Annotated in this window: 10 protein-coding genes; 9 read left to right on the top strand and 1 reads right to left on the bottom strand. The window is 41.0% G+C overall.

The features are described 5' to 3' along the window. Window positions 1–31: 31 nt before the first annotated feature. From I3259_RS01565 to nirD, 9 genes are all read left to right on the top strand, one after another. On the top strand, window positions 32–1,069 hold the full coding sequence (locus I3259_RS01565) for an ion channel (RefSeq protein WP_238028008.1): 1,038 nt from the start codon (window positions 32–34) through the stop codon (window positions 1,067–1,069). Window positions 1,070–1,315: 246 nt separating this feature from the next. Next, entirely contained in the window at window positions 1,316–4,015 is a 2,700-nt protein-coding gene (locus I3259_RS01560; protein ID WP_238028007.1) for a nitrate reductase, read from the top strand. A 15-nt stretch (window positions 4,016–4,030) separates the two neighbouring features. Then, window positions 4,031–4,918 (top strand): uroporphyrinogen-III C-methyltransferase, encoded by an 888-nt coding sequence (gene cobA / locus I3259_RS01555; protein WP_238028006.1) that lies wholly within the window; start codon window positions 4,031–4,033, stop codon window positions 4,916–4,918. A gap of 124 nt (window positions 4,919–5,042) precedes the next feature. Then, entirely contained in the window at window positions 5,043–5,618 is a 576-nt protein-coding gene (locus tag I3259_RS01550; RefSeq protein ID WP_238028005.1) for an ANTAR domain-containing protein, read from the top strand. Between the two features lie 257 nt (window positions 5,619–5,875). Further along, entirely contained in the window at window positions 5,876–7,336 is a 1,461-nt protein-coding gene (locus I3259_RS01545) for a CmpA/NrtA family ABC transporter substrate-binding protein (protein WP_238028004.1), read from the top strand. A gap of 9 nt (window positions 7,337–7,345) precedes the next feature. Then, entirely contained in the window at window positions 7,346–8,320 is a 975-nt protein-coding gene (locus I3259_RS01540) for an ABC transporter permease (protein WP_238028003.1), read from the top strand. Between the two features lie 20 nt (window positions 8,321–8,340). Further along, the gene (locus tag I3259_RS01535; RefSeq protein ID WP_238028002.1) at window positions 8,341–9,174 is read left to right on the top strand and encodes an ABC transporter ATP-binding protein; all 834 of its coding nucleotides are present in this window, start codon (window positions 8,341–8,343) and stop codon (window positions 9,172–9,174) included. Between the two features lie 9 nt (window positions 9,175–9,183). Next, window positions 9,184–11,700 carry a nitrite reductase large subunit NirB gene (gene nirB, locus I3259_RS01530; protein WP_238028001.1) on the top strand — a complete coding sequence of 839 codons (2,517 nt, stop codon included), beginning with the start codon at window positions 9,184–9,186 and terminating at the stop codon, window positions 11,698–11,700. Then, complete coding sequence (gene nirD / locus I3259_RS01525) at window positions 11,697–12,068, top strand: nitrite reductase small subunit NirD (RefSeq protein ID WP_238028000.1); 372 nt, start codon at window positions 11,697–11,699, stop codon at window positions 12,066–12,068. The genes nirB and nirD overlap by 4 nt, the downstream gene beginning before the upstream one ends. Window positions 12,069–12,167: 99 nt before the next feature. On the opposite strand, the gene I3259_RS01520 is transcribed toward nirD, so the two are convergent. Then, complete coding sequence (locus I3259_RS01520; RefSeq protein ID WP_238027999.1) at window positions 12,168–12,419, bottom strand: DUF2999 family protein; 252 nt, start codon at window positions 12,417–12,419, stop codon at window positions 12,168–12,170. Between the last annotated feature and the right edge of the window lie 48 nt (window positions 12,420–12,467).

The following is a 12,467-nucleotide window of genomic DNA, read 5'->3' as shown; positions in this document are numbered from 1 at the left end:
AGGGTTATATTTATTTAAGTGTGGGGTGAATATGGGGCTGTGGTTATACCTACAACGGATCACGGTAAAATATTTCTCTCAATTAACTGGGCGAAATATTGCAGTTATCACGGGTCTATACATCGTAATAAGTTGGTTACTTCTGTTTCTTGTGGGTGAAAAACAATTAAGTAGTTCTTTCTCCACTTTCTTTTATTATTTAGTCGTAACAGCTTCTACTGTGGGCTACGGCGATCATTCTCCTGAAACCGCACTAGGTAAATGGATGGCTGCTCTATTTATTATTCCGGGGGGTTTAGGGTTATTTGCGATTGTTGTTGGTCGGGTAGCAACCTTGTTCGTGAGTGTTTGGCGACGTGGCATGTTAGGAAAAAGGAGTCTTCAAATGGAACAGCATATTTTACTGTTGGGTTGGAATGAAAATCGAACGCTTAGCATGTTACGAATGTTACTACATGAAGAGGCAGGGCGTCGGACGATTGTGTTGTGCACGCGTTCTGAAATCGAAAACCCTATGCCTGATAAGATTGAATTTGTCCGTGTCACTAGCTATACCAATGCAGAAGAAATGTCGCGTGCCAGTATAGATAAAGCCAGTTGTATTATTGTTGATGCGCTACATGACGATGTAACCTTAACTGCTGCATTATTTGCGGCAGGTCGTAATCCAAATGCACATTTACTGGCTTATTTTGATGATGAGGGGCTGAGCGATTTATTAAAGCTTCATTGTCCTAATGCGGAATGTATTCCTTCGGTTGCGATTGAAATGCTTGCTAAATCAGCCGTCGATCCGGGTTCGAGTTTGCTTCATCAAGAGCTATTGAGTACGGATAAGGGGATGACTCAATATGCGATTGATTACCCAACGGCACAACAACCAACGACCTTTGCATTATTGTTTGAGCATTTTAAATATCAGCACGATGCTATCCTTATTGCCTATGAAGACGGTAAGGGGATTCAAGTCAATCCACCATTAAACCAATCTATTACGCCTGCTACTCGTCTATTTTATATTGCGGATGAACGTGTTGATGATATGACGTGGCCAGAGTCTGCATCTTGATGACTCATCGTTGTGCAATGAAGCATTATATTGGTGCTATGGGAGATTACGGTAGAATTTAAAAAGTAAAAGGATAAAAACTAACCTACTGTTATTTAATAGTAATTTTTTATTTTTTCATGTTGGCATACTCACTGCATTAACTTTATTGCACATCACTATTACGTTAAGCATTGGCGCTTATCTCTTCCCGGGATAAGCGTTTTTTTTATTTCAGTGGCAGTGCGATATTGTTAAGGGGAAGGGATGATTAGCCAAGGAATTAAATCAGCATGCCCATATTGTGGCGTTGGCTGTGGCGTTGTAACAAAGCAGTCTGAGATTATTGGTGATGTATCTCACCCAACAAATCGTGGTGCACTTTGTGTAAAGGGTTCGTCACTCGCAGCCAGTATGAGCCAACCTAATCGCTTGTTATATCCTCAAATTAAAGGAGAAGTTGTCGAGTGGGATCAGGCAACCAGTCAAATTGCTGAAACCATTAGTCGTGTGATAGCAGAATCTGGTCCTGAAGCCATTGGTATGTACTTATCAGGTCAGTTATTGACGGAAGACTATTATGTTGCCAATAAATTAATGAAAGGCTTTATTGGTAGTAGCCATGTCGATACAAACTCTCGGTTATGTATGGCTTCTGCTGTTGCAGCACATAATCGAGCATTCGGTGAAGATATTGTTGCTACCAATTATAGCGATTTAGACAACACGGACTTAATTGTGCTGGTGGGTTCTAATTTAGCGTGGACTCACCCCATTGTTTTTAAACGTATCCAACAAGCAAAAAAACAAAATCCACTATTAAAAATTGTGGTGATAGATCCGCGTAAAACGGTAACAGCAGAGCAAGCGGATTTACATTTAGCATTGGCCAATGATACAGATATTGATATTTACAATGGGTTAATTCGTTACCTTATAGAGAACAATGCTGTTGATCGTGATTTTATTGCTCAGGTAACTGAAGGTTTTGATGCATTACAGCAAGAGGTAATGAAAGATAAATATTCATTGCTTGAAGTAAGTAAAAGTAGTGGCATTGCGATTGAGCAACTAGCAACATTTTACCAATGGATGAAGGAAGCGCCGCGTGCTGTGACGGTATTTTGCCAAGGGGTGAATCAAGCAAGTTGTGGTACAGATAAAGCCAATAGCATTATTAACAGCCATTTAGTTAGTGGAAAAATTGCAAAACAAGGTTGTGGCCCTTTTTCTATAACAGGTCAGCCTAATGCGATGGGAGGAAGAGAAGTGGGTGGTCTTGCTAATCAACTCGCCGCTCATCGTGGCTTTGATGATGATTCAATTTCGCAAGTTAAAGCATTTTGGCAAGCGCCTAATATCGCAACAAAGGCAGGGCATAAAGCGGTCGATTTATTTAAAAGCGTAGAAAACGGTGATATCCGTGTGTTGTGGATCATGGCAACTAACCCAGTGATTTCAATGCCAGATAACGAGCAAGTACGCCGAGCATTAGAAAAGTGTGAATATGTGATTGTCTCTGATATTACGCCTGAATCAGATACAGCAGCGTATGCAGATTGCTTATTACCAGCAGCGGCATGGGGCGAAAAATCAGGTATGGTAACAAACTCAGAGCGTATGATGAGTCGACAGCGGGCATTTACCGCAATGCCTGGTGAAGTTAAAGCCGATTGGCAAATGATTTGTGATGTGGCGAAGAAGTTAGGTTTTAGCAAAGCGTTTGATTATCAATCAGAAGCAGATATTTTCCGTGAACATGCAGCCTTGAGTGGGATTAATAATAGTACTGATTTGTTATTTGATATTTCATGTTTAGCACTGCTTAGTGATGATGATTATCAAACGTGGCAGCCGCAGCAATGGCCTCTTAATTCGACCAGTAATCGCGTATTTGAACAACATAATAATCTTCCTTTATTTTCTACCCCAACCAGAAAAGCCCAATTAGTCGTCACGCCTTCACCAACTGAAAATACGTCTTCAAATGTGATGTTAGCGCAAGATGCTTCTCAATCGATCTTCTGGCTTAACACTGGCCGACAACGTGATCAATGGCATACCATGACACGCACTGGGCATGTTCCCGTATTGGCACAGTCTGAAGTCGAGCCTAGTCTTTATATTCATCCAACCAGTGCTAAACATGTTGGGTTGGTTGATGGCGGCTTTGTTTGTATTGAATCGCTTGAGAGCTATCAAGATGTGAATAAACACCTTGCTCGGGTTGTTTTTGATTCGACACTTAGTCAGCAGCAAGTGTTTATGTCTATGCATTGGGCTGGGAAATACGGTGCGAAATCTGCTATCAATCAAAGTGTGATAGTGGCTTGTGATCCAATATCTGGTCAGCCTAGTTTTAAGTCTGCACAAGTAAAGCTAACACCGATCTCGATGGAATTTCATGGTGTGTCATTAGGGGATATTCCAGCAAAATTGGACTATGAATATGCCAGTTTCCAAACGTATCAGAATGAACATTATCAGCACAAAGGGATCTGGCGATATGCAGGTAATGTTTGCTTAGACAAAACGGCGCTATTGCGATCTTTATCTGGATCTAAACAGCAGTATTTATTAGTAGAACAAAAGTGGGGATTTGCCTTAGTACAGTTAGCCAAGGCTATTAACCCTGATGCTAAATTGAATACTACGGCGATCCATCTTTTTAGTGATCAGCCAATAAATGTTGATATGACAACCCTTGTAAACAGTGTTAATCAACCTTTTGTGATGACTGATGTGCTTGAAGCTCTAGGTTGTCAGCAGAGTAAACAAACGCTTGTCTGTAGTTGTTTTCAAATTACGGATCTGATGATTGAACAAGCGATTGTCACCAATAACATCACATCATTATCCGATCTTACTAAGCAATTAAAATGCGGTACTAATTGTGGTACCTGCCTACCACAAGTTGAACGACATTTTTTTGAAAGTCAGCAACTTATTCCAACTGTTCAATTATAAATGAAGGATGAAATCATGGATGATTTTTCAACAATCAAACGTACCGCTAAACAAGTATTAAAAAGCCGATTCCAGCCTCATGATGATCAGGGGTATAAAAAGGTACTGAGGCCGCTTTCACCTGCAAGTCGTAAGCCTGATCGCGGATTTGTAAGTTTAGTGGGAGCAGGCCCGAGCGATCCTGATTTATTAACGATAAAAGCATTACGCGCACTTGAGCAAGCCGAGGTTGTCGTTTATGACCGTTTAGTCAGTCAAGATATTATTGCGTTGGCTAACCCCGATGCTATCCATATTTATGTGGGTAAGCGTTGTGGTAAACCAAGTCTATCTCAAGAAGAGATTAATCAGATCTTAATATCAGAAGCGCTTAAAGGGCAGTACGTGGTGAGAATTAAAGGGGGCGATCCTTTGATCTTTGGGCGAGGAGGAGAGGAAGCCTTAGCTTTGGTGGATGCAGATATTAATTATGAATTTATTCCAGGTATTACTGCCGCGATTGGCTGCGCGGCTTCTGCTGGTATTCCTCTTACTCACCGTGAAGTTTCGCGTTCCGTTACTTTAGTCACAGGCCATGTAGCTACGGGGGCTTTTAATGCCTGGTCACAACTTGTCGCGAATGGGCAAACCTTAGTGTTTTATATGGGGTTAGAGAAAGCGCAACAGATACAAAACCAATTAATTGAGGCCAAGTTAAGTGAAGAGACACCTGTTGCGGTTATCTGTCATGGCTGCTCCGTTAATCAAGCGGTCTATATTGAACAACTTAAAGGACTCGCGGCATTAGCCGAAGATCTTAAAGGTGAATCACCCGCCTTGATCATTATCGGTGATGTGGTAGCGCTACGTGAGCAATTACAGCGCACAGCAAGGCAATTAACTGAGCAAGTGTGTTTGCTTTAAGGGACTGATTTTAAATAAATAGACTTATTTATAGTTTTGTTTTTAGAGTTGGCAGTCTAATTGCAATGTATGTAATAGGAAAATAACCACTTGTATAGAAAGACGTTGTTATCAAGGAAAGATTATGTCAGTTATCCCTATTATTATTTGCTGCGACAGCCAAGAAGAACAAAGCAAAATAGCGCAGCGTGTTGCCATTGATTTTAGCGTTGTTATCGAGGTTAAGTTTAATCAATTAGCTGGGATATTAACGCAATATCCTGACGCGACTATTGTGACTTCATGGCTACAGCCTTGTGCTGAATTAAAAGAGATCATCAAACTCACATCTTTAAATAGTACCCCTCTTATTATTTTTATTCGTAAATTTAATATTAATACTTTCAATATATTACCAGACCCAGAAGGGTATTTGTTACTGCCATCAACGGTTGACTGCGAGTTTGAAACTTGGATTGGGCGAGCAAAGCAAGTGCGTGATAACCAAATAAAACTGACGCAGGAAATTGCAGATTTAGAGCAAAAAATCATGGATAAAAAATGGATAGATAAAGCGAAAGGTTTACTCCAAAAACACCATGGTCTTAATGAGAATCAAGCTCATGACGCACTACGAAAAGCGGCGATGGATAATGGTTTGCCGATGGTGAAAATAGCGAGAAACTTAATTTCAACATTACAGAAAACGGAGCAATATTAGCTTTATTTACTTTGTTATCTGTTACTTATCTGGTGCGACCTGCACCATATTAAGGCAAATATAAATAAAACAAATAATCGAAATATCGTAACTAACTGTTTTTAATGTTTTTTACGATTTAAAAAAAATTGGCATAAATGATGGATTAACTAATGTGTAAGTTGTGCAACTGTATCACTTACACAAAAAAATTTTTGGTCGCACTTAAATAACCGACGAGAGCGATTAAATCCATAGCTACCATGAAGGTACTTGGGATGGCACCGAAGCCACTGTTTCTTAACCGAAACAGTGGCTTTTATTTTTTTAGTTGGGTAGGAAATATTATGGCTATAAAAGGACTCATGCAGCTCATCAAAAAATCGTACGGCGTCAGTTTATCTGCTTTGCTGTTTGGGGCGTTAACGGTCAATGCATCGCCGTTGGTGTTAGGAGAGCCTGAGAAAGAAGAACTAAAACTAGGTTTTATTAAACTTACGGATATGGCACCGCTGGCTATTGCTTATGAGAAGGGCTATTTCGAAGACGAAGGCTTGTATGTCTCTTTAGAAGCCCAAGCGAATTGGAAGGTGCTACTGGATCGCGTGATTGATGGAGAGTTAGATGGCGCGCATATGCTGGCCGGTCAACCACTTGGTGCAACAATCGGTATTGGTACCAAAGCCCCCATTATTACCGCATTTAGCATGGATCTAAATGGTAACGCGATCACTGTTTCCAATGAAGTATGGCAACAAATTAAGCCACAATTACCGGTTGATGAGAATGGAAAAGTTATCCATCCGATTAAAGCTGAAGCGTTAAAGCCTGTACTGGAACATTACAAAGATACCGGGAAGCCATTTCAAATGGGTATGGTTTTCCCTGTATCAACCCATAACTACGAATTACGTTATTGGTTAGCAGCCGCTGGGATCAATCCTGGGTTTTATGCCCCTGAAAAAGGCGATAACAGTGGGCAACGTGAAGCTGAAATCTTACTTAATGTCACGCCACCACCGCAAATGCCAGCCACTATGGAAGCAGGAACAATTCAAGGATATAGCGTTGGTGAACCTTGGAACCAACAAGCGGTAGCGAAAAAAATTGGGGTACCGATCATTGCAGATAATGATATTTGGAAGAATAACCCAGAGAAAGTCTTTGGTGTGACGGAATCATGGGCGAAAGAAAACCCTAATACGCATATTCGATTAGTTAAAGCCTTAATTCGTGCGGCGGCGTGGCTTGATCATAATGGTAATGAGAATCGCGCTGAGGCTTCAAAGATACTTGCTCGTAGTGAGTATGTAGGGGCAGATGAAAAGGTGATAGCAAATAGCATGACAGGGAGCTTTGAATATGAAGCTGGTGATATTAGACCAGCACCTGATTTCAATGTGTTCTTTCGTTATAACGCGACTTACCCTTATTACAGTGATGCTGTTTGGTCATTAACCCAAATGCGTCGCTGGGGACAAATACCACAAGCAAAACCGGATAGCTGGTATATCGATATCGCCAAACAAGTTTATCGTCCTGATATTTATCGATTAGCAGTGAATGCGCTGATTTCAGATGGCCTGATGAAGCAATCAGATTTTTCAGACGCCGATAATGAAACGGGTTTCCGCCCTCCACATAATCATTTCATTGACAATATTACCTATGACGGACGTAGCCCGAATGCGTATCTCGAGCAATTTTCGATTGGCTTAAAAGGCGATCAGCAGATCTAAGGAGAGATCATGTCAGCAACGATTAGTTTTCTTAAACAATTACCCGAGCAAAAAGTCATGTTAAAACGCTCATCCGAATGGTTACTACCAGTATTAGGCGTCTTGTTTTTTGTTGTGGTTTGGCACTTTTCAGCATTACAAGTGAAAACGTCATTAGGTTCATTACCGGGACCGGTTCAAACCGCTGAACAATTTGTGTTACTGGTTGAAGATCACCTGCAAGAGGGAGAAAAAGAACAGGCTTTCTATGAGCGTCAGGAAGTACGTAATGCTAAAAAATTAGCCGCTGATCCTGATGCCAATATTAAAGTGCGTGCTTACACGGGTAAAGCGACATTTTTCGATCAAATAGTCACCAGTCTAGTGACCGTTGCTTGTGGCTTTATTTTAGCATCCGTTATAGCGATCCCATTGGGGTTAGTTCTTGGACTCAATCACAAGTTATACATGGCGTTTAACCCCATTATTCAATTGTTAAAACCCGTATCACCATTGGCATGGTTGCCGTTAGTGACCATGGTGGTAAGCGCAAGTTATGTAACGAAAGATCCGTTAGTCGCAAAATCCTTTCTTAATTCAATGCTTACCGTCACCTTATGCAGTTTATGGCCAACCTTAATCAATACGGCCGTTGGCGTAACGAATGTTGATAAAGACTTAGTCAATGTGAGTCGAGTATTGCGTTTATCTTATTGGCAGCATATCCGAACAATTGTTTTACCCTCTGCAATTCCTATGATTTTTACCGGCTTAAGATTATCAATTGGTATTGCATGGATGGTGCTTATTGCCGCAGAAATGCTTGCGCAAAATCCGGGGTTAGGAAAGTTTGTATGGGACGAATTTCAAAATGGCAGTTCAGCATCATTAAGCCGAATTATGGTTGCAGTGGTGATGATTGGTTTTATTGGCTTAATGCTCGATCGATTAATGCTCATGATCCAAAAGCGTGTGTCATGGGATAAGCAGCAAGTGTTGCGATAAGGCGAAAAAGGAGAAGTAAGATGCAAAAACCATTACTTGAGTTAACTCAATTAGGGATGCGTTACCCTGTCGCAATGGGCGAATTTGTTGCTTTGAAAGACGTTAATCTAACCGTCAATAAAGGAGAGTTTATTTCCTTAATTGGACATTCTGGCTGTGGTAAATCGACAGTACTTGATTTAATCGCAGGACTTCAGATGCCAACCGATGGTGGGGTTATTGTCAGTAATAAAGAAGTTGCAGGGCCTGGGCCTGATAGGGCTGTAGTCTTTCAGCATCATGCTTTATTACCGTGGTTAACGGTCTATCAAAATGTTGAGTTAGCGCTTAAACAAGTCGCGATACATCAAAAACAAAAAGTGAGTAAGACCTTACTTAATCAGCAGGTGATGCACTATTTAGAGTTGGTGCAAATGACCCATGCTAGTGACAAAAAGCCTGATGAAATTTCTGGTGGTATGAAGCAGCGGGTAGGGATTGCTCGTGCTTTAGCAATGCAGCCCAATGTTTTACTGATGGATGAGCCATTTGGTGCTTTAGATGCACTGACAAGAGCACACCTGCAAGATGCCTTAATGGCAATTCAAGCTGAGCTTAATAATACCATTATTATGATCACCCACGATGTGGATGAAGCTGTGCTGTTATCTGATCGTATTGTGATGATGTCAAATGGTCCTGCAGCCACAATCGGTCAAGTATTAGAGGTTGATCTACCTCGTCCTAGAAATCGTGTTTCTCTCGCAAATAATGAACGGTATCAATATCTACGTCAGCAAGTTTTACAATTTTTATATGAGAAGCACTGCAAAGTTAAGCCAATGACTCAGCCAAGAACGCAAGAAGTCGCGTAAGGAGGCAATATGAACAACGGAATGGATAAACAACATCTTATTGTGATTGGTAATGGCATGGTGGGGCACCACTTTATTGATCAATTAGTCGATAAAGGCGGTTTAGCGCACTATTGCATTACGGTTATTGGTGAAGAGTCGGTAGCGGCTTACGATCGGGTGCAATTATCAGCGATGTTTGCTGATAAATCTCAACAAGATCTTATGTTGGGTGATGTGTCGTGGTATCAAAACCAAGGTATAGACTTACGGTTAGGGCAACAAGTTGTTGAGATCAATCGCGCGCAGCAAACGGTTAATATTCGTGATGTGGTTACCTCTGAGCTGATTTGCTTAGATTATGACAAATTAGTGTTAGCGACGGGATCAACACCATTTGTTCCGCCGATTAAAGGCAACGATCGTCAGAATTGCTTTGTTTATCGCACTGTTGATGATCTTGCGGCGATAAAGAATGCCTGTTCACAAGCCAAAACTGGCGCTGTTATTGGCGGTGGGTTACTTGGGCTTGAAGCGGCAAATGCCTTACGTTTATTAGGTTTAGAAACCCATGTCGTTGAGTTTGCTCCTCGATTAATGCCTGTTCAGTTAGATGATTTAGCGGGTGATTTACTGGCAAAGAAAATCACTGAATTAGGCGTTCATATCCACACAGATATGCGTACAGAAAAAATCACTGATGGGGAAACCGCGACTCATCGTTTATGGTTTGAAAATGACACGCCATTAGATGTCGATGTGATTGTTTTTTCTGCAGGGATTAGACCTCAAGACACCCTTGCTCGCCAATGTGAATTAGAGATTGGCGAACGTGGCGGTATTGTGATTGACGATACCTGCTTAACCAGTGATGCAAATATTTACGCGATTGGTGAATGTGCGTTATGGCAAGCTCGAATTTTTGGCCTCGTTGCACCTGGTTATAGCATGGCGCGTACTGTTGCTTCGCAATTAGTTAGCGATACAGAAGCTAAGTTTGTTGGTGCGGATATGAGCACCAAATTGAAACTATTAGGCGTTGAAGTGGCTTCTATCGGTGATGCACAGATGCGCACTGAAGGAGCGAAGGAAGTTGTATTGCAAGACAGTGCTGGTGGACGTTATAAGAAGTTAGTTGTGAATGCTGACAGCACGAAAATTCTAGGCGCTATTTTAGTGGGTGATAGCAGCGATTATGACGCCTTATTACAATGTTATTTAAATCAGACAATATTAACCGAGCACCCTGCACAACTGTTATTTGATACCTCAATGTTAGCGCCATCCACTGATGAAAATAGTGTGGTTTGTTCATGTCATAACGTTACTCGAGGCGCATTAATCAGCCAAGTACAGCAGGGGTGTCATGAACTCGGTGAAATTAAACAAGTGACGAAAGCGGGTACAGGTTGTGGCGGCTGTAGCTCCATGGTTAAACAAATTGTTGATGAACAATTAGCGAGCATGGGAATGGAAGTAAACAACCATGTTTGCCAGCACTTTTCTTATACTCGCCAAGAGCTTTTTCATTTATGCCAAGTGGAAAAAATTCAAGATTTTGAAACCTTACTCTCTACTCATGGAAAAGGGTTAGGTTGTGATATTTGTAAGCCAACAGCAGCATCAATTTTTGCTTCATTATGGAATGAGCATGTTCTCGAATCACCTTATCAACCACTGCAAGATTCTAATGATGCTTTTCTCGCAAATATTCAAAAGGATGGCAGCTATTCAGTTGTGCCTCGTGTCCCCGGTGGTGAAATTACGCCCGATAAATTAATCACCCTTGGTGCAGTTGCTAAAAAATACGATTTATATACCAAAATCACAGGTGGACAACGGGTTGATTTGTTTGGTGCCCAGTTATCACAACTGCCAGATATTTGGGCTGAGTTGATTGAGGCGGGATTTGAAACGGGTCATGCTTATGGTAAATCATTACGAACCGTTAAATCTTGCGTGGGTTCGACGTGGTGCCGCTATGGGGTTGATGATTCAATGGCACTCTCGATTGAATTAGAAAATCGTTATAAAGGGTTACGCTCACCGCACAAATTGAAATTTGCTGTCTCAGGTTGTACCCGAGAATGCGCAGAAGCACAAAGTAAAGATATTGGCATTATTGCAACAGAGCAGGGCTGGAACCTCTATGTTGGCGGTAATGGTGGTATGCGTCCACGTCATGGTGATCTATTTGCTGTTGATTTAGATAAACCCACCTTGATTGCTTATATCGATAGAATTTTAATGTTTTATGTAAAAACAGCTGATCGTCTACAACGAACATCAGTGTGGCTAGAAAGTTTAGAAGGTGGGCTCGATTATCTCAAACAAGTGGTTATTGAAGATAAACTTGCCATCAACACCTCATTAGAACAGCAAATGGAACATGTTATTAATAGTTATCAATGTGAATGGAAAACAACCTTATCATCAGAGCAAAAACTGAACCGCTTTCGTCAGTTTGTCAATCTCAAAGATGAAGAGATCTCTTTACCATATCAACGTATTAGAGGTCAGCGTATCCCTATTAAGGAGGAATTATGAGTGATGTGATGGAAATACCTCAATCAATAAAATCAGATCTTCGTTGGGTTAAGATCTGCCATAAAGATGATTTAGTTCCTAACTCTGGTATTGCCGCCTTAGTGAATCAACAACAAATTGCACTGTATTACTTGCCTAAACAAAATAACGTGGTCTATGCCGTTGATAATTGGGATCCTATTGCAAAAGCTTATGTTATGAGTCGCGGTATTGTTGGCGATCAAGATGGTGTGTTATGTGTCGCCTCACCATTATTGAAACAACATTACGATCTGGCTACAGGAAAGTGCTTAGAAGTGCCTGAGCATACCCTTTGTACATGGAAAACCCGTTGGGACAATAACGAATTATGGCTTTATATAGGTTAGTGAGCCTATCGTTATTGCAGTACGTTTTTGTCTAAATATAAAAATGCCGTTAGTAGGAAAACTACTAACGGCATTTTTGATCTAGAAGTTAACGCACAGTTATTTATTCAATTGTGCTTTTGCTTCTTCGACTTTTGAAAAGTCTAAACCAAGTTCTTCTACTGCTTCTTTGATTAACGCTGGATTCTGCATTACCTGCGCCATCAATTGTTGCAGCTTATCTTGTGGTAAGCCGAGCTGACTAATTGTTGTCATTGCTGCAAGAGGGTTCTGCGTCAATGTCTGAAAAATCTCATTGATTTGAGTATCGCTGATATTGTTCTCTTTTAGCAGGGCAATAATAGGGTTCATCACATGGCCTTTAACGACTAAATAAAATAGGTAATTAGTTTAACACTA

This window comes from Photobacterium sp. Ph5 (genome assembly GCF_022129445.1).
Taxonomy (GTDB): domain Bacteria; phylum Pseudomonadota; class Gammaproteobacteria; order Enterobacterales; family Vibrionaceae; genus Photobacterium.
Note: the sequence above shows the minus strand (reverse complement) of the source record. Positions and strands in the feature narration are given on the sequence as shown.

Coding starts and splice junctions, on each gene's coding strand:
- I3259_RS01550 (WP_238028005.1), top strand. CDS start 5,043: ATGTCAGTTATCCCTATTATTATTTGCTGCGACAGCCAAGAAGAACAA.
- I3259_RS01545 (WP_238028004.1), top strand. CDS start 5,876: ATGGCACCGAAGCCACTGTTTCTTAACCGAAACAGTGGCTTTTATTTT.
- nirB (WP_238028001.1), top strand. CDS start 9,184: ATGAACAACGGAATGGATAAACAACATCTTATTGTGATTGGTAATGGC.
- I3259_RS01565 (WP_238028008.1), top strand. CDS start 32: ATGGGGCTGTGGTTATACCTACAACGGATCACGGTAAAATATTTCTCT.
- cobA (WP_238028006.1), top strand. CDS start 4,031: ATGGATGATTTTTCAACAATCAAACGTACCGCTAAACAAGTATTAAAA.
- nirD (WP_238028000.1), top strand. CDS start 11,697: ATGAGTGATGTGATGGAAATACCTCAATCAATAAAATCAGATCTTCGT.
- I3259_RS01540 (WP_238028003.1), top strand. CDS start 7,346: ATGTCAGCAACGATTAGTTTTCTTAAACAATTACCCGAGCAAAAAGTC.
- I3259_RS01560 (WP_238028007.1), top strand. CDS start 1,316: ATGATTAGCCAAGGAATTAAATCAGCATGCCCATATTGTGGCGTTGGC.
- I3259_RS01535 (WP_238028002.1), top strand. CDS start 8,341: ATGCAAAAACCATTACTTGAGTTAACTCAATTAGGGATGCGTTACCCT.
- I3259_RS01520 (WP_238027999.1), bottom strand. CDS start 12,419: ATGAACCCTATTATTGCCCTGCTAAAAGAGAACAATATCAGCGATACT.